The organism is Novosphingobium sediminis (genome assembly GCF_007991615.1).
GTDB lineage: Bacteria > Pseudomonadota > Alphaproteobacteria > Sphingomonadales > Sphingomonadaceae > Novosphingobium > Novosphingobium sediminis.
Genome location: NZ_BJYR01000011.1, coordinates 15,569 through 34,788, shown reverse-complemented (window position 1 = coordinate 34,788; position 19,220 = coordinate 15,569). Strand labels below are relative to the sequence as shown.

Sequence of the window (19,220 nt, the reverse complement as noted above, 5' to 3'; positions counted from 1 at the left end):
ATGGCCTGCTTTCGTATAGGGATTTGAAGATCAGGTGGGGACGCCGGTGGTCACTTGCAAGGCGTGAAGCACCCCGCCCATCCGCTCACCCAGTGCGCCATAGACGGCCTTGTGCCGCGCAACGCGGCTGAGGCCGGCGAACGAGGCTGCGACGACATGGGCGGCATAGTGATCGCCATCGCCGGCGAGATCGGTGATGGTGACTTCTGCATCGGGAATCGCGGCACGGATCAGCGCCTCGATATCAGCCGCGGGCATCGGCATCAGGCGTCACCCACGATTTGACGGCGCGCCTCGATCGCCTGCTCGGCGAGCGCTGCACGAATCTCGGACTCGTCAATCTCGACCTTGGCCATGGTCAGATCGCCGAGCAGCTTGCGCACGACGTCCTCGTCACCGGCTTCCTCGAACTCCGCCTGCACGACGGCACGGGCATAGGCCTCCGTTTCCGCAGCATCGAGCCCCATGCGCTGCGCAGCCCAGTGGCCGAGCAGCTTGTTGCGGCGGGCCTGAATGCGGAACAGGGTCTCTTCATCGTGGGCAAACTTGGCTTCTTCGGCGCGTTCACGGTCCTGGAACGAGGTCATGTCTGGTCTTTCCTGTGGCTCGCGCCCGCCTTGAGGGCGGGCTGCTTCACTCCCGAGGGATAGTGTCGCGCGCGCGGGGCCGCAAGGGTGCGTGGCGCGAAATCGGCGCGCTATTCCAGCGCAAGCCCTGTCCATTTGGCGAGGAACGCGAGCACGTCCGCCCCGCTGGCAATGACCTTGTCGATCGGCTTGCCCGGCCCGTGCCCCGCCTGCGCCTCGACCCGCAGGAGATGCGGGCGAAGCCCAAGATCCGCAGCCTGCAGCGCGGCGACGTACTTGAAGCTGTGCGCGGGCACCACGCGGTCATCAGTATCGGCCGTGGTAACGAGAATCGCCGGGTAATCCGCGCGGGGGCGGATATTGTGATAAGGCGAATAGGACCGGAGCACACGCCAGTCCGCTTCGCGCGAGGGGCTGCCATAGTCGTCAACCCAGAAGCGGCCCGAGGTGAAGCGATCAAAGCGCAGCATGTCCATTACCCCGACATCGGGATTGGCCGCCGCGAACAGATCGGGGCGCTGGTTGATGACTGCCGCGACAAGCATGCCGCCATTGGAGCCGCCCTGGATCGCCAGCCCGCCCTTGGCCGCGATGCCTTCCTTGATGAGGTATTCGCCCGCCGCAATGAAATCATCGAAGCTGTTCTGCTTGTTGGCGAGACGGCCGGCATCGTACCATGCCCGGCCGAATTCGCCGCCGCCGCGAATGTTGGCTAGCGCGAAGACACCGCCCGCCTCAAGCCAGGCCATGCGCACCGCCGAATAGCCGGGGGTGAGCGCGACATCGAAGCCACCATAACCATAGAGCAGCGCTGGTGCGGCCGTGCTCGAAGCGGCGAGGCTGCGCTTGCGCACGACGTACATCGGGACGCGTGTGCCATCCTTCGAAGGAAAGCTGCGCTGCTCGACCACATAGTCGTCCGGATTGAAGGACAGGTGCGGGACGGCGAATGGCGTGACCTCACCCGTGCGCGTATCGAGCCGAAAGATCGCGGGCGGCTGGTTGAAGCTGGAGAACTGATAGAACGTCTCCGGATCGCCCGGGCGGCCACCGAAACCGCTGGCAGAACCGATGGCGCCAACGGTGATCGCGCGCTTGGGCCGCCCCTTCAGATCGGTGACGACGGCGTAGCTGGCACCGTGCTGCAGATAGGAGAGGATCAACCGGTTACCGACGATGCGCCCTGCATCAAGCGTATCGTCCGTCTCGCCGATCACCACGTTGAGCGAAGGGCTGCTCTTCCCGCTGCGATCGAGATCGACACGAACAAGCCGGTAATGCGGTGCGCCGGCATTGGTGATGAACCACAAGTGATCGCCAAGGCCTTCGACGAACTTCCAGTCGTCGGTCATCTCGGGCGCGATAGAGATCGCAGTCAGGTCCTGAGCCTTGCCGCGCTCCAGCGGGATCACCCGGACTGTGCGTCGCGGCAGCGTGCTGGCTGAGGAAATGATGATCGCCCAGCGGCCGTCCGATGAGACGGTGACGCGGTGGTTCCAGTCGCGGTGATCCGGTGTTGCAAAGACCTTGATGTCCGCGCTCTGCGGGGTGCCGACGCGGTGAAACCAGATCGCCTTGTCGAAGACTTGCGCACGGTAGGCCTCGCCAGCGGGCGGCTCGGGATAGCGGGCATAAAGGAACCCGCTATCGCCGACCCAGCCGATCGCCGTATCATTGGCCCATTCAAGCCGTTCATCCAGCATCTTGCCGCTCGCCACATCGACGACGCGAACCGTGCGCCAATCGCTGCCATCGCGCTGCTGGGTGAACGCAACGAGCGAACCGCCCGGCGAAGGCACCCAGGCATCGAGCGTGCGCAGGCCCTGACCGGGCTCCGATCCCCAGGTGTTGGGGTCGACGAGAGTGCGCCCCTCGCCCTCCAGCCCCTCACGGACTTGCAACACGGCCTGATTTTGGAGCCCGCTGTTGCGCGTATAGAAGTATCGCCCGCCCGCCTTGCGCGGCAGACTGAAACGTTCGTAGGCGAACAGGCTGCGGATCTTGTCGCGCAGAGCGTCGCGGCCGGGCAGTTGCGCGAGATAGGCAGAACTCGCGGCGTTCTGCTGCGCCACCCACCCGGCGACTTCGGGACTGGACCGCACATCCGCCTCAAGCCAGCGGTAGGGATCGGCCAGATCCTCACCAAACTGGTGCTCGATCAGGGAATCGCGGCGGGTCGGGGGATAGCTCGGGAGAGAAAACGTCGTGATACCGGCCCGGTCCGGCATGCGCTCGGTTGCCGATGGCTGCACGGTCGTGGTGGCGGAATAGCTCGAGGGGCCGCGAACCGGCGCTGCCAGCGCCTCGGCCTCTTCACGGGCCATGGCCCCCGGCGCCGGCATGAGGATTGCCAGAACCAGGACCGCCCTTCCGATCCTTCCCACGATTTTCATCTTTATGGGAGTGGTTTAGCATCACCGGGGGGCAGTGGGCGAGAGCGAAATGATGCAGGTGGCGGGGGTAAGGAATTGGCAGGATTTCGGGATGCTTTTGGCCGGACGCATCCGTTGTGCAGTGCGGCCCCAACGAAGCCTGGCACCGTAATAACCGGCAAATGAAAAGGGCGGAGCCTCGCGGCTCCGCCCCAGTAAGTCCCTTGCGGGATCCGGCAGCCTTAGGCCGCTTCGTATTCGTCTTCGTCCGCAGTCATCACCGGGCCCGAGTCGAGACCCTTGGCGCTGGTGTCGCGGTCGACCAGCTCGATCACGGCCATCGGAGCGGCGTCCGAGGCGCGGTAACCGGCCTTGATGATGCGGGTGTAGCCACCGGCGCGGCCGGCATAGCGCTCGGCCAGGGTGGTGAAGAGCTTGGCGAGCTGCGCGTCGTCAAGCAGACGGGCGTGCGCGAGGCGGCGGTTGGAAAGACCACCATGCTTGCCCAGCGTGATCAGCTTTTCGATGTACGGGCGCAGTTCACGTGCCTTGGGCAGCGTGGTGGTGATCTGCTCGTGCTTGATGAGCGCGGCCGCCATGTTGCGCATCAGCGCGCGACGGTGCGAGGACGTACGACCCAGCTTGCGCTGGCCCAGCTTATGACGCATCGGTCTTCTCCGTTCGTTAGGGGCCCGTATCAGGTAGCCCGTACCAGGCGGTTTTCACGGGCACCGCCAGAAGCCCGAAGGGGCGTCTCCCGCAGGAAACGCCCCGGTATTCTATCAGCCCAGCAGTTCCTGCTCGAGCTTCTTTGCCATCTCTTCGATGTTCTCGGGCGGCCAGCCCGGGATGTCCATGCCAAGGCGCAGACCCATCGAGGAAAGCACTTCCTTGATTTCGTTGAGCGACTTGCGGCCGAAGTTCGGCGTGCGCAGCATCTCCGCTTCGGTCTTCTGCACGAGATCGCCGATGTAGATGATGTTGTCATTCTTGAGGCAGTTGGCCGAACGGACCGACAGCTCCAGTTCGTCCACCTTCTTGAGCAGGTAGCGGTTGAGCTGGTTCGCGTCGCTTTCCTCGGGCGTGTGGACAGCCATGCCGCCACCCATCGCCGGCACGTGGCCGGTGGGCAGCTGGTCGTCGAAGTGCACGAAGAGCGAGAGCTGGTCCTGCAGGATGCGCGCGGCGTAAGCAACCGCATCTTCCGGCGTAACGGTGCCGTCGGTTTCGACCGTGAGGCTCAGCTTGTCGTAGTCAAGCTCCTGACCGATACGGGCGTTGTCGATCTTGTAGGAGACCTGACGAACCGGCGAGTAGAGCGAATCGACCGGGATCAGCCCGATCGGCGCATCGACCGGACGGTTCGACACGGCGGGGACGTAGCCCTTGCCGGTGTCGGCAGTCAGTTCCATGTTGAACGTCGCGCCCTCGTCGAGGTTGCAGATCACGAGGTCCTTGTTCATTACCTCGATGTCGCCGCTGACTGCGATGTCGCCTGCCTTCACTTCACCCGGGCCAGTGGCCGAGAGCTGAAGCCGCTTCGGACCTTCGCCCTGCATGCGGATGGCGATCTGCTTCACGTTGAGCACGATGTCGGTCACGTCCTCGCGCACGCCGGAAAGCGACGAGAATTCGTGAAGCACGTTCTCGATCTTGATCGAGGTGACGGCCGCGCCCTGCAGCGAGGACAGCAGCACGCGGCGCAGCGCGTTGCCGAGGGTGAGACCGAAGCCACGTTCCAGCGGCTCGGCGACGAACGTCGCGCGGCGCTTGGCATCGTTGCCGGACTTGATCTCGAGGGAGTTGGGCTTCTTCAGTTCCTGCCAGTTCTTGATGTTGACAGTCATGGAATTCCCCTAGGGTTATCGGAGGATATCGGCGACTGGCCAATAAGGCCGCCGCCGATCAGAATCTTGGGGCGACTGGCGGTGCGGGACGCGCCCCGCACTGCCAGCACGCCAAAGGCAGGATCAGACGCGGCGACGCTTCGACGGGCGAACGCCGTTGTGCGGGATCGGCGTCACGTCGCGGATTGCAGTGATGGTGAAACCAACTGCCTGCAGTGCGCGAAGCGCGCTTTCGCGGCCCGAACCAGGGCCCTTCACTTCGACTTCGAGCGTGCGGACGCCGTGTTCGGCGGCCTTCTTGCCCGCGTCGTCAGCCGCAACCTGCGCGGCATAGGGCGTCGACTTGCGGCTGCCCTTGAAGCCCATCATGCCGGCAGACGACCACGAAATGGCGTTGCCCTGTGCATCGGTGATGGTGATCATGGTGTTGTTGAAGCTGGCATTGACGTGCGCGACACCACTGGTGATGTTCTTGCGCTCCCGCCGCTTGATACGCTGAGGTTCCCGGGCCATTGTCTTGAATTCCTGTAGAAAGAAGTGCCTGGAAGTCGGGGCCGAAAGGCCGCCTTACTTCTTCTTGCCGGCGATCGCCTTGGCCTTGCCCTTGCGGGTGCGGGCGTTGGTGTGGGTGCGCTGGCCGCGAACGGGCAGACCCTTGCGGTGACGCAGGCCGCGGTAGCAGGCCAGATCCATCAGGCGCTTGATGTTCATCGCGGTCTCGCGACGAAGATCGCCTTCCACGGTGTGTTCAGCGTCAATCGCTTCGCGGATCTGGAGCACTTCGGCGTCCGAAAGATCCTGCACGCGGCGAGCGTGATCGATACCGAGCTTGTCGGCGATCAGCTTGGCCTTGTGTGCACCGATACCGTGAATGTAGGTCAGCGCAATGATCACGCGCTTGTTGGTGGGGATATTGACCCCGGCAATACGAGCCACTTGTTTCTCCATGCTCCACAGGGTGATGGCGGTAACGCATCAATGCGCCGGGCCAGACCCCATCTCATCGCGATTCGCCCGATACACAAAGGCCTCATCGCCAGAAGGAACCCTGTAAAAACGGGGATTCCCAACCGACGCTATTGCCCCTGACGTATCGAGTGAATGGCGCGCTTAGGACGATTCGAATGGTGCGTCAACCGTTAAGACACGCGAAAGCGAGGCCCTCGCGCCTCGGGGGCACGGCCGCTTTGGATGATCTCAAGATCATACCGTATTGGGGTGAAAAGGTCAAAGGTGTCTGCCACATCCGACGGCACGGGCAGGCGAGGCGCTTGTCGTTTGGCCCTCGCCTGCTAGCGTGACCCGTGCAAAGCTGGGGGCAAGCGAGGATGGGGTCAGGGGTAAATGAGCGCGCGCTGATCAGGAAGATCGCGTGGCGAACCCTGCCCTTGATCCTGCTGAGCTACTTCGTGGCGCTGGTCGACCGGGCGAATATCAGCTTTGCCGCCACGACCATGAATGCCGACCTCGGCTTCAGCGAAACAATCTACGGGATCGGCGCCTCGGCCTTCTTTCTTGGCTATTCGCTGCTCGAAGTGCCGTCCAACCTGCTCCTTGCAAAATTCGGCGCCCGCATCTGGCTTGCGCGGATCATGCTGACATGGGGCCTGATCTCGATCCTCACTGCCTTCGTCCACACGCCGTGGCAATTCTACGCGATGCGCTTTGCCCTGGGGGTGGCAGAGGCCGGGTTCTATCCCGGCGTGATTTTCTATCTCTCAAGTTGGTTTCCGGGCGAGCACCGCGCCTGGGCCGTGAGCCGATTCTACATCGCGCTGCCGCTTTCCTACATCGTAATGGGCAGCATCGCCGCGCCGCTGCTGGCGATGCATGGCTGGCTGGGGCTGCACGGCTGGCAATGGCTGTTGGTGGTGGAAGGCCTTCCTTCGGTGCTCCTCGCCATGGTGCTGCTAACCGCCCTGCCCGATCGCCCCGCCTCCGCACGCTGGTTGGATGATGCTGAGCGCAGGTGGCTCGAAGGCGTGCTGACGCGCGAGGCAGAGGCTGCCGGTCCGGCTTCGCACAATGTCCTGCGCGCGCTGGCCAATCGTTTTGTGCTGATGCTCGGCCTCGCCAATGCGCTGCTCTATCTTGCGGTAAACGCAGTGGCATTTTCCGCGCCAAAGCTGCTGGCGCATGGAACCGGGTTCGACGTCGCCGGTGTTGGCAGGATCGTCTCGGCAGGCGGGGTCACCATGGCCGCAGCGCTGCTGTCCGTGAGCCTGCTGGCGGGCCGGACCGTGCCTCGCTCGCTGCTGGCCTATGCGGGGCTGATGTTCGCGGCCGCTGCGGGCCTCGCTGTGCTCTGGCTGGGCGGAACCGCAGCGAGCACAATCTGCGGCTATATTGTGTTCCTCGCCGCCGGGCAAACTGCCGGGATGCTGCCGCTGGCCATCGTCAGCCGCCTCGTTCCGGCGGCAGACCGTGCCGCGGGTCTTGCGATGACCAACACCATCGCGCAGGCGGGTGCCTTTTTCGGGCCCCTGCTGTGGGGCGTACTGGCAGACTGGACCGGCAGCTATGCGCTGGGTGTGGCGCTGCTGATCCCGGTGGCTGCCAGTTCCGGATTGATGGGGCTGGTTGTGCGCCGGGCCAGCCTGAAGCTGACCCCAGGCTGACCCGGCGCGCCAGTTCAGACCACGCCGAAAGCCAGCATCGCGTCGGCCACTTTCTTGAAGCCGGCGATGTTCGCCCCCTTGACGTAGTCGGTATAGCCGCCGCCCTGATCGCCATATTCGAGGCAGGACTGATGGATGCCGAGCATGATGTCCTTCAGCATCTGCTGGAGTTCCTCTTCCTTCCACGAGCGGCGTTCGGAATTCTGGCTCATTTCCAGGCCCGAAACCGCGACGCCGCCGGCGTTGCTCGCCTTGCCCGGAGCGTAGAGGATCTTGGCGGCCTTGAAGATGTGCACGCCGTCCAGATCGGTCGGCATGTTGGCGCCTTCGGCCACGGCCTTGCAGCCATTTGCCACCAGCACCTTCGCGTCCTCACCCAGCAGTTCGTTCTGCGTGGCGCAGGGCAGCGCGACATCGCAGGGGACGCCCCACGGGGTTTTACCGGCAACAAAGGTCGCATTCGGATAGGCGGCGACATAGTCCTCGATCCGGCCGCGGCGCACAGTCTTGTGCGCCTTGACCCAGTCGATCTTCTCCTGATCGATGCCGTCCGGATCGTGGATGAACCCGCCCGAATCCGAGAGCGTGAGCACCTTGCCGCCCAGTTGGACGATCTTTTCGGCTGCATGCGTCGCCACGTTGCCTGAGCCCGAGATGACCGCCGTCTTGCCGGTCAGGTCCTCGCCCTTGGTCGCCAGCATGTTGGCAAGGAAATAAACCGCACCATAGCCGGTCGCCTCGGTGCGGATCAGCGAACCGCCCCATTCGAGGCCCTTGCCGGTAAGCACACCGGTGAACTGGTTGGTGATGCGCTTGTACTGGCCGAACATGTAGCCAATCTCGCGCCCGCCCACGCCGATGTCGCCCGCCGGCACGTCGACGTCGGCTCCGATGTGGCGGTAGAGCTCGGTCATGAAGGACTGGCAGAAGCGCATGATCTCGCGCACGCTCTTGCCCTTGGGGTTGAAGTTGGAGCCGCCCTTGCCGCCGCCCATGGGCAGGCCGGTCAGCGCGTTCTTGAAAGTCTGCTCGAAGGCGAGGAACTTGAGCACGCTTTCGGTGACGCTGGGATGGAAGCGGATGCCGCCCTTGTAGGGGCCGATCGCGTTGTTGTTCTGCACGCGCCAGCCGCGCTGCACGCGGATGTTGCCGGCATCGTCTTCCCAGCAGACGCGGAAGGACACGACGCGGTCCGGTTCGGCAATGCGGCGCAGGATCTGCTGCGCGTGATACTGCTCCTTGTCTGCCATGAAATCGAAGATGTCTTCAGCGACTTCCTGAACCGCCTGGACGAATTCCGGCTGGTACGGATTGCGCTTCTTCACACCTTCCATGAAGGTCGGCAGGTCGACGTGATCGGATACGGCCACAGCATTCTCCCCCTTGCACGAAGCCGGTGATCGGCTTCGGGTTAGCGTGCGACCCACATGAGGACAGTTCGCCCGCCCGGTCGTGCCCGGCGAGTCGCGCTTGTCCTCTTCGACGTTCTATCCGGTTTTGTTACCGCCGTCAGTGCGCCTGCGCACTGTGCCGCAAATCACGGATTGGGTTTTGAGCCGAGGGCCGCGTCAAAGGCGGTATTGGCATCGCGGTGCGCATCAGCTTCCGGATCGGGGGCCTTGGGCGCAGGCTTTTTGGCTGGCTTCGGCGCGGCCTTGGTGGCCGTCTTGGTCGGTGCAGTGGCGGCTGACTTGGCCGGCGCCATATAGGCCGCCTTGATCGGAGCCTTGGCCGGAGCCTTGTCGGTGCTCGCAGGCGCCGCGGCCGCCTTGGGCGGAACCGGCGCCGCGTCGGGCTTGGGCTCCGGTTCAGGCTTGGGCTTGGCGGCAGGCTTGGGTGCAAGCTTGCCTCCCTTGGGCGGCAGGCTGAAACTCTCGGCGCCCTTGAGCGGCACGACCGCTGGCGCGGGCTCCTCTGTCGTCGTGGCGGTACCACCCTCAACCGCCGGTTTCGGCGCAGGTTCAGCAACCGGGCCGAGCTTTGCGGAAAGGCTGGTGAGCTGAGCCGTCAGCATGCGGTCGACCGCGGGTGCGATCTCGTCGACCTTGTAGCGCATGAAACCGCCGACGACATACTCGAAGAGGATGCGCGAGCCCTTTTCGGTGGGCTTGACCGTGATCGTCATCGTCGCGGCGAGCGCCTCACTCTGCAGCGGTCCGAGCGCACCGGCAAGGCGCAGCGCGCGAGGTGGCTCGATGTAGATCACGCGCATGTGCTGCACGCCGCCGGGCTTCTGGGTCACGGGCGCGCCATCAGGACGCGGGAGGACTTCGCAGAAGCAGCCGCCCACCTGCGGGTCGAGCGTCAGGTTGGCGGAATCGCCGGAAAAGGTGTGCTGGCTCTGCCACCACTGGGCAGGCGTGAGGATCGTTTTCCACGCTTCGGCGGGCGGTGCGGTGACTTCGCTGGCGAGGCGGACGACAAAGCCCGACTCGCTGCGGTTCACGATTTCCGCCCGGGCGGCAGGCGCGGACATGGCGATCGATGCCATGATGAGGCCCGCGCTCCATAGCCAACGCCCGTTGTCCCGCATGTCGTTAACCCCCACCTGCGCACCCTCAGGTGCCCCGACGTAGGTCTTTATACGAGAATGGCCTCGATCGCACCTGTCACGGCATCCATATCCGCCATTCCGTCAACACGGCTGACGATACCGCGCGCTTCGTAGATCGGCAGGATCGGCGCGGTCTTCGCGCGGTACTCGGCCATGCGCGTGCGCACGGTGTCCTCGTTGTCGTCCGGACGACGCTTGAACTCGTGGCTCCCGCACTTGTCGCAGGTGCCTTCGACGGCGGGCTTCTCGAAATGATCGTGATAGCCCTTGCCGCAGTTGGCACAGGTGTAGCGGCCGGTGATGCGCTCGACGAGCGCGTCTTCGTCAACCTCGAGTTCAATCACATGATCGAGCGCGCGGCCACGTGAAGCAAGAATGGTATCAAGCGATTCCGCCTGCGGAGCCGTGCGCGGGTAGCCATCGAAGATGGCGCCCATGCCCGCGGGCATTGCATCGAGCTCATCGCCGATCAGGGCCGATACGATCTCGTCAGAAACGAGTTCGCCCGCATCCATGACGGCTTTGGCCTTGAGACCGACCGGCGTGCCAGCCTTGACCGCGGCGCGCAGCATGTCGCCGGTCGAGAGCTGCTTCATACCGTGCCGCTCTACGAGCCGCTGCGCCTGGGTGCCCTTGCCGGCTCCCGGCGGTCCCAACAGGATGATGTTCACGCCTGCAATCCCCTCATAACCCGCTCGCTGGTTTCCGACCGGCCACCCGACCCCCGGGCGGCCAGCGCTCAGCGCATGCGGCCTTTCAGTTTGGCCTTCTTGATAAGGTCGCCATACTGGTGCGCCAGCAGGTGCGACTGGATCTGCGTGATGGTATCTACCGTCACGTTGACCACGATGAGCAGGCTGGTGCCGCCGAAGAACAGCGAACCCATGCCGGTTTCGGCCATGATCGCCTCAGGCACCACGCAGACCACGGTGATGTAGGCCGCACCCAGCACGGTGATGCGCGTCAGCACATAGTCGAGATACTTCTCGGTGTTCTTGCCCGGACGGATGCCGGGAATGAAACCACCATTGCGCTTGAGGTTGTCCGCCGTTTCTTCCGGATTGAACACGATCGCCGTGTAGAAGAAGCTGAAGAACAGGATCCCCGCCGCGTAGAGCACCATGTAGACCGGCTTGCCGTGGCCGAGGTACTGGTTCAGCACGACGATGAACTGGCCCATCGTGCTGTCGGGCGAAACCGAGCGACCGGCGAACTGCGTGATCGTCAGCGGAAGCAGCAGCAGCGACGATGCGAAGATCGGCGGGATCACGCCAGCGGTGTTGAGCTTCAGCGGCAGGTGGCTGCGGTCTGCAGCCATCATCCCGCGCTGGGTCACGCGCTTGGGATACTGGATCAGCAGGCGGCGCGAAGCACGCTCGAAGAAACAGATGCCGATCACGACGGCAACGAGCAGCAGGACGATACCGGCGATAAGCAAGGGGCTCGTTGCGCCGGTGCGGCCCTGTTCGAACAGGTTGCCGAAGAACGTCGGCATCTGCGCCACGATGCCGGCCATGATGATCAGCGAAGTGCCGTTGCCGATGCCACGGCTGGTGATCTGTTCGCCCAGCCAGAGCAGGAACATGGTGCCGCCGATAAGGCTGATTACCGCACCGACGCGGAAGATGTAGCCCGGATCGACCACTGCCTGCAGCCCGCTCGATGCGCTGAACGCCTCAAGCCCCACGGCGAGGAAATAGCCCTGGATAGCGGTCAGGAACACCGCGCCGTAGCGGGTATACTGGTTGAGCTTCTTGCGCCCGCTCTCGCCTTCCTTCTTCAGCGCAGCGAGCGCCGGATGGAGCGAAGATGCCAGCTGCACCACGATCGAGGCGGTGATGTAGGGCATCACGCCGAGCGCGATGAGGCTCATGCGCTGGAGCGAACCGCCCGAGAACGCGTTGAAGATATCGAGCACGCCGCCCTGGGTGCGCTTGTAAAGCTCGGCCAGGATCATCGGGTTGACGCCGGGCAGCGGCACAAAGCTCATGAAGCGGAACACGACAAGCGCGCCCACCGTGAACCAGATGCGCGACTTGAGTTCGGTCGCCTTCGAGAAATTGGCCAGATTGAGCGTGCTGGCGATATTGTCGGCGCGGGATGCCATGTTCGGGTTTCAAGCCTTGTGCTGGGCTGACTGCGGCCGTTCGGAGAACTGAGCGGGCGCAATGCCTATGTGGCTAGCCCATATAGGGAGGGTTCGGCAATGTCGAACCCCCGGCCTCTCGATTTATCGAAAGAGAAGCAGGCAGAACCGCAAACGGGGGGCAGTTATCCACCAGCCCCCCGCGCGTGTTCCTTACTTGGCCTTGTTCGCCTCGCGGCGGGCCGTCTTCTTCTCGTGCTCGCTGGGCTGGGCTTCGGGCAGCGCGACCGAGCCGCCGAGCGCCTCGACAGCAGCGCGGGCACCGGCGCTGACGCCGGCGACGAGGAAGCTGACCTTGGTGGTCAGTTCACCCTTGGCGAGGAGGCGCACGCCGTCCTTGCCGCCGCGGGCAAGACCAGCAGCCTGCAGCGCGGCGTGATCGATAACGCCGTCGATCGCCAGCTTGCCGGAATCGATCGCCTTCTGGATCATGCCGAGGTTCACTTCGGCGTAGTCCTTGGCGAAGATGTTGTTGAAGCCGCGCTTCGGGATGCGCATGTGGAGCGGCATCTGGCCGCCTTCGAACCCGTTGACCGAAACGCCCGAGCGTGCCTTGGCACCCTTCTGGCCGCGACCGGCGGTCTTGCCCTTGCCCGAGCCGATGCCGCGGCCCACGCGCATGCGGCCCTTGCGGGCGCCATAGTTGTCGGAGAGTTCGTTAAGCTTGGTCATGGTGGAGCACTCGCTTTCGCTTTGAGTCGCGCTGATAGGAGGGCGGCCCTTAGGCGATGCGGGCGCGAATGTCACCCCCTCAGCGGCCCGGTGATCGGGCGAGTGCCCGCCGGGCAGCTTGCCAGCGTGTTGGCCGCAGCCATCTGGTCCATGCCCCGCCCCTCGCGTGGTCTGGAAGGCTACAGAAGCGGCGGACACGGATACGCCCGCACCAGACCAGACCGGATCGGCGGCTGTGCCGCTTTCCAACGGAGGATGGAGCCGATAGGCTGCGCAGCGGAGCGGATGAACAGCAAGGCGAGGTTGGCGCATGAACACGTTTGGGCAGTTTCCCGCATTCGGCCTCATGCTGGGCCTTGCAGCAGCCCTCCCTGCTCCCCTTTGGGCGCAAGGCGCGCCATCTTCAGCACCAGCATCAGGTCAGGGCGATGTCTCGCTGACCATCTACAACAACGATCTCGCGCTGGTGCAGGACAAGCGGCAGATCACGCTCCAGAGGGGCATGAACCGGCAGGAGTTTCCCGACGTTTCGGCGATGATCCGTCCCGAGACGGTGACGCTGGGCAGCGGCGATGCCGGGATCGTCGAACAGAACTTCGATTATGACCTGCTTTCGCCGGAAAAGCTGCTGGACAAGGCGGTGGGTCAGACTGTCACGCTGGTACGCACGAATCCCGCCACCGGCGTCGAAACGCGTGAGCAGGCATTGGTGCTGGCCAACAACGGCGGCACGATTGTGCGGATCGGAGACCGCATCGAAGTGCTCGAAAGCTATGGCGCGCGGATCCTGTTTTCCGGTCTGCCGCCGAGCCTGCGCGCGCGGCCGACGCTCTCGATCACGCTCGATGCCGCCAGTGCCGGTTCGCGCCCGGTAACGCTGAGCTATCTCTCGTCGGGCTTCGGCTGGAAAGCAGACTATGTCGCACTGTTTGACGAGGCGGCGGGCAAGATGGACCTGCAGGGCTGGATTACGCTGACGAACAACACCGGCACGAGCTTCCCCAATGCGCGCGTACTGCTGGTCGCCGGGCGGCCCGGGCAGGACAACAACAGCGGCATGGGCGGCGGCGGACGCCGCTATGTCGAGCGGCAGGTTGCCTACAACCCAGGCACGCAGAGCGCGAACCGCGAGCAACTGGGGGACTTCTACGTCTATCCCATCGCCGCGCGGACCACGGTAGCCAACGCGCAGCAGAAGCAGGTGAGCTTCCTTGATGTGGCAGGGGCCCCGGCCAGCAAGGGCTACTACTTCCGCAATGATTGGCTGGGCGCATCGGACGAGGCGCAGAGCTTTGCCACCGTGCTCAAGCTATCGACCGCGAAAGAGAGCGGCGTGGGCGATGCGCTCCCGGCGGGCACCGTGCGCGTCTACATGCGCGATGCCCGCGGGGCGCCGCAATTCATCGGCGAAAAGGGGATCGACCACACGCCGATGGGATCGACGCTTTCGCTCAGGACCGGCGAAGCGTTCGACGTGAAAGTTCAGCCCACCGTGCAGAAGCGCGAGACGATCACGGCGGACGAGTGGGAGAAGACCGGGCGCTGGCGGATCACCGTAAACGGCAAGACCGACGATGTGACGGTGGAACGCCAGAAGGTCTATTGGCGCACGACGATGACCTACAAGGTGACCAACGCGCGGCCAGCGCCGGTCAAGGTCGAACTGGTGCAGGCCGGGCTCGACAACTGGTGGAGCGATACGCGAGTGCCGTCCGAAAGCGTGAAGGGCACGCAGCGCACGCTGGATGAGCGGGTCTGGGCGCTGGATGTGCCGGCCAACGGCGAAACCACCCTCACCGTCCAGTTCGACACCCGCTACTGAGCGCCGAGGCGGTGCCGCGCGCGCTCTCATTGTGGGCCCCAATGGCCTTTGCATTGGCGCTTGTGCCGGGCGCCGCCGCAGCGAGTGAGCCTGTGGTCACATCAATCGCGCCCGATGCGGTTGCCGTGACGATCTATCGAGCACCGGATCGCGCCGCAGACAGCGCAATGAACCTCGACTGGCTCGAAGGTTACGCGCTCATCACCGAGACACGCAGCGTGGACATTCCGGCGGGCGCCGCGACGATCCGCTTCGAGAGCGTGGCGGGCGGTATGCTGCCCGAATCCGCACTCGTCACCGGACTGCCTTCCGGTGTGCGCGAGAAGAACCTCGATGCCGATCTGCTTTCCGCCCGGAACCTCTATGCCCGCGCCTATGGGCGCCCGGTGATCCTGCGCCGCCAACGCGGCAAGGATGGCAAGGGTACAGTGAGCGAGGAACGCGCGGTGATCCGCTCCGGCCCGGACGGCGCGGCGATCGTGCAGACAAGAGACGGGTTCGAAGTCGCCGATTGCGGACGCGGGATCTCCGACGCACTGATTTATAGCGAAATGCCGGAAGGGCTCAGCGCGCGGCCGACGCTATCGGTGCGCACAGAAAGCACGGCGGCCAAGCGCGCGACGATCACGCTCTCCTACCTTGCGTGGGGGTTCGATTGGCAGACCAACTACGTCGTCCGGCTCAATCCGGTGACGGGCAAGGCTGACCTGACGGCGTGGGTAACTCTGGCGAGCAGCGACCCCACCAGTTTCCCCGCTGCGAGCACGGCAGTGGTCGGCGGCAAGCTGGACCGCGAGGATTCGCGCGAGACGCGCGATGTGCAGGACGGCGATCTGGTGCTGCATTGCTATCTCCAGCCGCGCGTGTGGGCGCCGCAAGTCATCCCCCCACCCGCGCCCCCGCCGCCTCCCATGATGATGGAGGGCATGATGGCGGCAGACATCGTCGTGACGGCGCAGCGGCGATCTGCCCCCATCATGAATGCTCCCGTCAAGGTCACCGAGGAAGGCCTCGGCGATCTCAAGCTCTACCGCGTGCCGATGCCGACCACCGTCGCCGCCAATGCGCAGAAGCAGGTGGCGATGCACGACCTCAAGTCGGTAAAGTTCAAGACTTGGCACACCGCCGATCTTTGGGACGGCATCGACGGGAATGCCACGATCAAGCTGCGCACACGCAACCGCAAGGAGGATGGCCTTGGCGTGTCGCTGCCGGGTGGTCCGGTGGCAGTGTTCGAGCCACACGAGGCCGATCTGCTCCTCGTCGGCCAAGGCGGCATGCGCGATTATGCGGTGAATGAGGACGTCGAAGTGACGCTCAGCTCCTCGCCGCAAGTCCATGTAAAAGTGAGGAAAACGGCATCGGCTGCGCGGTGGGCCGATTTTGAAGCCAAGGTCAGCAATGCCAATCCCTGGCCGATCATGTTCGAGGGCATGGTCCGCCTGGACGATGGGGCAAAGCTGCTGCGCCCCTCAACGCCCCTCACGCGCAAATTTGGCCGGCCGACGTGGACGGTGTCCGTGCCTGCCAATGGCGAAGCCTTACTCCGCTACCGGGTGACCGACCCGGACTGAGCGCAATGCTCATTTCCGGGCCGAAGGCACCACAGGATCAAAAACCGATCACAAGCGTTCCGCTGACCGTGCGCGGGGCGCCGATCTGGGCGAAATAGGTCGCTGTGTGCAGCAACGTGCCGCCAACGCCGCCAACATAGAATTCGTCGAACAGATTGTAGACGTTGAGCTGGATGTAGCTGCTGCGGCCGATCCCCTTGAGATTAAACCGCGCATCGAGATTGACGAGGTTGTAAGCCGGAATCTGCGCCGGGTAGACTTCGGTGCCACCCACGACGACCGGCAGGTTCTCGTCATTGTAATAGCGCGGCCCGGTGCGCTTGAACGTCACCCCAAGATCGAACGGACCGACAGAGCCGCGCACCGCGCCGCCGTACGAATAGGTCGGAATGCCGGATTCGCGCTTGCCGGTCGTCGCGGCAAACGTGGTGGCATTGATCTGCACGTCGTTCTGGATTTCGGACTTGAGCGCGCTGGCGAAGGCATAGAGGCTGAGCGCAGGGATCGGCTGGTACGAGACATAGCCGTCAAAGCCGTACTTCTTCACGTCACCGAGGTTGCGGTAGACGTTGACGTCGAGTTCGGGATCATAAGCGCTCGCCAGGCGGTTCTGGAACTTGTTGTAGAAACCCGAAATCTCGCCCTGCACCTTGCCGGAGCGATAGCGCACGCCGCCATCGAAGTTGTCCGTCGTCTCGGGCTTGGGCAGCGCCTGCTCGGTGCCGAGCGGGAACACGAAGGCGTTGTAGAGGCTGTCCGTACCCGGAACCGAAAGGCCCTTCGAGTAGTTGGCGAAGAGGCTGACGCCGCTACCCAGCTTGTAGACGAAGCCGACGTTGGGCAGGACCCTGTTGAAGTTGAACAAGCGCTGCTGCGGGGCAGCGTAGCCGGTGAACTTGTTGGTCGTGCTGCTGTAGGAATAGGGATTGGCCGCAGCGTATCCCGCGTTGAGCGCCGCATCCTGGCCGAAGCAATCGACGTTGCCACTGGCAGAGGTGGCAAAGCAGTAGTTCGTCAGGTTGCGCTTGAAGAACGGCGCGCGCACCCCGGCGTTGACCACAAGATTGCCGCCGAAAAACTCGCCGCGATATTCGCCCGCCACCTGGTGGAGGATCGCATAGGACAGGCGGTCGCGCTTCTGCACGACGACGCCATTGGCTGCTCTCAGCGGGTTGTTGATCGGGAACACATCGGTCGGCTCGCCGTTGAACTGCAGCGTGCCCACTTCGCCGGTCTGCCGGTGGCGCGCACCATCGTAGGTATAGGCAATGCGCACAGTGTTCTCGGGGTTGATGTCCCACTTCAAGCTGGCAATCAGACCATAGCGCCGCGTCTGGGTGTGGCTGGGCGCGAGCAGCGAAACCGCATCGAGCGCATCGCCATCGCCATTCAGGTCCTTGCCGAAGTAGTACTTGCCGCCGACGAAGCCGGTATAGGCGGTGCCGGCAATCGTCCGCACGCCTTCAAGCCCGGTGACGGTGCCGCCGCCGTTGGCCTTAACCCACTGGTAACTCGGATCGACCGTCAGGACGAGATGATCGGCCAGAGTGAAGCGCGAGGAAATGCGCACGTTGCCGGTATTCGAAGGGTTGTAGCGGCGATCGAATTCGGTGCCGCAGGTGTTGGCGGAATCCGCCACGCCAGTCACGCCCAGCGCGACCGTGCACGGAACGTTGACGGTATACCCGCGCTCGTCGGAATTGCCCGGAAAACGGTTGCTGGACGCCGAACCGACGGTGCGGGTGGGATCATTGCGCAGCGGCAGTGAGCCGAAGAAGTTGTTGCGGTTCTGGTTGTAGTGCGCCGCGATGGCGATGAAATCATCCCCGGCGAGCGGCTGATAGATCTTGCCGTTGTACTGCTGCTTGCTGATCTTGCCGTAGTTGTTGAACGGATTGTCGTTCTTCGCGGTGCTGGCGGAAAACCACGCCCGTGTGCCGCTCGCGGTCAGATCGCCGGTTTCCACCTTCACGATGCCACGGCGAAAATTGTACTCGCCCACCGAACCCGAAACGAGCAGCCCAAGATCATGATCCGGGGTCTTGCTGCGATAGTTGATCGTGCCGCCCACCGCCGAGGCCGTGGGGCTGTCCACATCGGTCGTGCCGAGGTTCACGTTCACTTCCGAGATGATCTCAGGATCAAGCTGCTGGTTCGAATAGATCGCATAGTTGCCCGAATCGTTGAGCGGCACGCCGTCGAACGTGAGGCTGATCCGGCTCGCATCGAAGCCACGGATGCTGAGCGTGCCGCCGGCCGAGCCATAGGCGTCGTTATTCTGGAAGCTGACGCCCGGGATCAGGTTGATCGTATCGAGAATGGTCTGGCCGGGATTCTGGCGCTGAATCGTCTCCTGCGTCAGCACGGCCCTCGCCTTCGGCGTATCGGGCGAAGCGACACCGGCAACTTGCTGCGTACCGCGCGTGCCAGTGACCACGATCTCCTTGTCAAACTCGACCGAACCGGTCGACTGAGCGAAGGCGGGCGAATTCAGCGCGGTAACGCAAAACGCGATCGGGCTGGCTGCCGCGAGAAACTTGGAGGGGAAGCGCATCTTGTTATCTCCGATTGTGGATCGATTGATCCGGCGCGGAGAAAAGCACCAACCGTTTGGCCACCGGGATGGTGGCCGGGGGCGAACCGTAGGCCTCCGCGCGTGACCCGCTCAGAGCACGCAAACGTGACAGGACTGCTACGAGAACCTTGCCCTCAAGACATATTTTGCTTCCCTTTCATTTACTTATGACAATTACGTTGCAAGCCTCGCATAACGAAAAAGGCCCCGGCATCGCTGCCGGGGCCCTTTCCAAATTAGCTATACTAGTCGGCCTTGAGGCCAGCCAGCAGTCAGTCGACCACGGCCACCATGTGCGGAAGCTTGGCGATCGCGCCGCGCACTTCAGCGGTGTCCTCAAGCTCGACCACACGGTGCATCTTGCCCAGGCCCAGACCGATAAGGATCTGCTTCTGGCTTTCGGGGCGCCGAATCGGCGAGCCGATCTGCTTGATCTTGATCTTTGCCATGTCT

At 63.9% G+C, this 19,220-nt stretch carries 17 protein-coding genes; 3 read left to right on the top strand and 14 right to left on the bottom strand.

Going from position 1 to position 19,220, the window contains the following annotated elements; all coding sequences use genetic code 11:
• Nucleotides 1–30 precede the first annotated feature (30 nt).
• The 7 genes from NSE01_RS08310 to rpsM all read right to left on the bottom strand — a co-directional run bounded on the left by NSE01_RS08310 (nt 31) and on the right by rpsM (nt 5,742).
• A complete protein-coding gene (locus NSE01_RS08310) occupies nt 31–264 on the bottom strand; it encodes a BolA/IbaG family iron-sulfur metabolism protein (RefSeq protein ID WP_147159134.1) in 234 nt (77 codons plus the stop codon).
• The gene (locus NSE01_RS08305; protein ID WP_147159133.1) at nt 264–587 is read right to left on the bottom strand and encodes a DUF1476 domain-containing protein; all 324 of its coding nucleotides are present in this window, start codon (nt 585–587) and stop codon (nt 264–266) included. The genes NSE01_RS08310 and NSE01_RS08305 overlap by 1 nt, the downstream gene beginning before the upstream one ends.
• A gap of 110 nt (nt 588–697) precedes the next feature.
• Nucleotides 698–2,911: a prolyl oligopeptidase family serine peptidase gene (locus tag NSE01_RS08300; protein ID WP_246135103.1), complete on the bottom strand. Its 2,214-nt coding sequence runs from the start codon at nt 2,909–2,911 to the stop codon at nt 698–700.
• A gap of 290 nt (nt 2,912–3,201) precedes the next feature.
• Entirely contained in the window at nt 3,202–3,627 is a 426-nt protein-coding gene (gene rplQ / locus NSE01_RS08295; protein ID WP_147159132.1) for a 50S ribosomal protein L17, read from the bottom strand.
• 114 nt (nt 3,628–3,741) lie between these two features.
• Nucleotides 3,742–4,806, bottom strand: coding sequence for a DNA-directed RNA polymerase subunit alpha (locus NSE01_RS08290; RefSeq protein ID WP_147159131.1), 1,065 nt, complete (start codon nt 4,804–4,806; stop codon nt 3,742–3,744).
• A 123-nt stretch (nt 4,807–4,929) separates the two neighbouring features.
• Nucleotides 4,930–5,319 carry a 30S ribosomal protein S11 gene (gene rpsK, locus NSE01_RS08285; RefSeq protein WP_008065643.1) on the bottom strand — a complete coding sequence of 130 codons (390 nt, stop codon included), beginning with the start codon at nt 5,317–5,319 and terminating at the stop codon, nt 4,930–4,932.
• A 54-nt stretch (nt 5,320–5,373) separates the two neighbouring features.
• Complete coding sequence (gene rpsM, locus NSE01_RS08280; protein ID WP_147159130.1) at nt 5,374–5,742, bottom strand: 30S ribosomal protein S13; 369 nt, start codon at nt 5,740–5,742, stop codon at nt 5,374–5,376.
• 392 nt (nt 5,743–6,134) lie between these two features.
• On the opposite strand from rpsM, the gene NSE01_RS08275 reads away from it, so the two are divergent.
• On the top strand, nt 6,135–7,424 hold the full coding sequence (locus tag NSE01_RS08275; RefSeq protein ID WP_147159129.1) for an MFS transporter: 1,290 nt from the start codon (nt 6,135–6,137) through the stop codon (nt 7,422–7,424).
• A gap of 14 nt (nt 7,425–7,438) precedes the next feature.
• On the opposite strand, the gene gdhA is transcribed toward NSE01_RS08275, so the two are convergent.
• From gdhA to rplO, 5 genes are all read right to left on the bottom strand, one after another.
• Nucleotides 7,439–8,794, bottom strand: a complete 1,356-nt coding sequence (gdhA, locus tag NSE01_RS08270) for an NADP-specific glutamate dehydrogenase (protein ID WP_147159128.1) — start codon at nt 8,792–8,794, stop codon at nt 7,439–7,441.
• Nucleotides 8,795–8,961: 167 nt separating this feature from the next.
• Nucleotides 8,962–9,915 carry an SRPBCC family protein gene (locus NSE01_RS21720; protein ID WP_176590046.1) on the bottom strand — a complete coding sequence of 318 codons (954 nt, stop codon included), beginning with the start codon at nt 9,913–9,915 and terminating at the stop codon, nt 8,962–8,964.
• 89 nt (nt 9,916–10,004) lie between these two features.
• Complete coding sequence (locus NSE01_RS08260; protein WP_147159127.1) at nt 10,005–10,649, bottom strand: adenylate kinase; 645 nt, start codon at nt 10,647–10,649, stop codon at nt 10,005–10,007.
• Between the two features lie 68 nt (nt 10,650–10,717).
• Nucleotides 10,718–12,085, bottom strand: coding sequence for a preprotein translocase subunit SecY (gene secY / locus NSE01_RS08255; protein ID WP_147159126.1), 1,368 nt, complete (start codon nt 12,083–12,085; stop codon nt 10,718–10,720).
• Nucleotides 12,086–12,277: 192 nt separating this feature from the next.
• Entirely contained in the window at nt 12,278–12,796 is a 519-nt protein-coding gene (gene rplO, locus NSE01_RS08250; RefSeq protein ID WP_147159125.1) for a 50S ribosomal protein L15, read from the bottom strand.
• 310 nt (nt 12,797–13,106) lie between these two features.
• On the opposite strand from rplO, the gene NSE01_RS08245 reads away from it, so the two are divergent.
• Together NSE01_RS08245 and NSE01_RS08240 are read left to right on the top strand one after the other, a co-directional pair.
• Nucleotides 13,107–14,618 (top strand): DUF4139 domain-containing protein, encoded by a 1,512-nt coding sequence (locus NSE01_RS08245; protein ID WP_147159124.1) that lies wholly within the window; start codon nt 13,107–13,109, stop codon nt 14,616–14,618.
• Between the two features lie 41 nt (nt 14,619–14,659).
• Nucleotides 14,660–16,192, top strand: a complete 1,533-nt coding sequence (locus NSE01_RS08240) for a DUF4139 domain-containing protein (protein WP_246135102.1) — start codon at nt 14,660–14,662, stop codon at nt 16,190–16,192.
• Nucleotides 16,193–16,229: 37 nt separating this feature from the next.
• Here the strand turns inward: NSE01_RS08240 and NSE01_RS08235 are convergent, their stop codons facing one another.
• Nucleotides 16,230–18,746 (bottom strand): TonB-dependent receptor, encoded by a 2,517-nt coding sequence (locus NSE01_RS08235; protein WP_147159123.1) that lies wholly within the window; start codon nt 18,744–18,746, stop codon nt 16,230–16,232.
• Between the two features lie 293 nt (nt 18,747–19,039).
• A complete protein-coding gene (gene rpmD, locus NSE01_RS08230; protein ID WP_147159122.1) occupies nt 19,040–19,216 on the bottom strand; it encodes a 50S ribosomal protein L30 in 177 nt (58 codons plus the stop codon).
• Nucleotides 19,217–19,220 lie beyond the last annotated feature (4 nt).

What these genes read in the sequence shown, in the direction of transcription:
- NSE01_RS08235 (WP_147159123.1), bottom strand. Translation starts at nt 18,746, where the DNA reads ATGCGCTTCCCCTCCAAGTTTCTCGCGGCAGCCAGCCCGATCGCGTTT.
- NSE01_RS08300 (WP_246135103.1), bottom strand. Translation starts at nt 2,911, where the DNA reads ATGGCCCGTGAAGAGGCCGAGGCGCTGGCAGCGCCGGTTCGCGGCCCC.
- NSE01_RS08305 (WP_147159133.1), bottom strand. Translation starts at nt 587, where the DNA reads ATGACCTCGTTCCAGGACCGTGAACGCGCCGAAGAAGCCAAGTTTGCC.
- NSE01_RS08310 (WP_147159134.1), bottom strand. Translation starts at nt 264, where the DNA reads ATGCCGATGCCCGCGGCTGATATCGAGGCGCTGATCCGTGCCGCGATT.
- NSE01_RS08245 (WP_147159124.1), top strand. Translation starts at nt 13,107, where the DNA reads ATGAACACGTTTGGGCAGTTTCCCGCATTCGGCCTCATGCTGGGCCTT.
- NSE01_RS08240 (WP_246135102.1), top strand. Translation starts at nt 14,660, where the DNA reads ATGGCCTTTGCATTGGCGCTTGTGCCGGGCGCCGCCGCAGCGAGTGAG.
- rplO (WP_147159125.1), bottom strand. Translation starts at nt 12,796, where the DNA reads ATGACCAAGCTTAACGAACTCTCCGACAACTATGGCGCCCGCAAGGGC.
- rpmD (WP_147159122.1), bottom strand. Translation starts at nt 19,216, where the DNA reads ATGGCAAAGATCAAGATCAAGCAGATCGGCTCGCCGATTCGGCGCCCC.
- rplQ (WP_147159132.1), bottom strand. Translation starts at nt 3,627, where the DNA reads ATGCGTCATAAGCTGGGCCAGCGCAAGCTGGGTCGTACGTCCTCGCAC.
- rpsK (WP_008065643.1), bottom strand. Translation starts at nt 5,319, where the DNA reads ATGGCCCGGGAACCTCAGCGTATCAAGCGGCGGGAGCGCAAGAACATC.
- NSE01_RS08275 (WP_147159129.1), top strand. Translation starts at nt 6,135, where the DNA reads ATGGGGTCAGGGGTAAATGAGCGCGCGCTGATCAGGAAGATCGCGTGG.
- NSE01_RS08290 (WP_147159131.1), bottom strand. Translation starts at nt 4,806, where the DNA reads ATGACTGTCAACATCAAGAACTGGCAGGAACTGAAGAAGCCCAACTCC.
- NSE01_RS21720 (WP_176590046.1), bottom strand. Translation starts at nt 9,915, where the DNA reads ATGGCATCGATCGCCATGTCCGCGCCTGCCGCCCGGGCGGAAATCGTG.
- secY (WP_147159126.1), bottom strand. Translation starts at nt 12,085, where the DNA reads ATGGCATCCCGCGCCGACAATATCGCCAGCACGCTCAATCTGGCCAAT.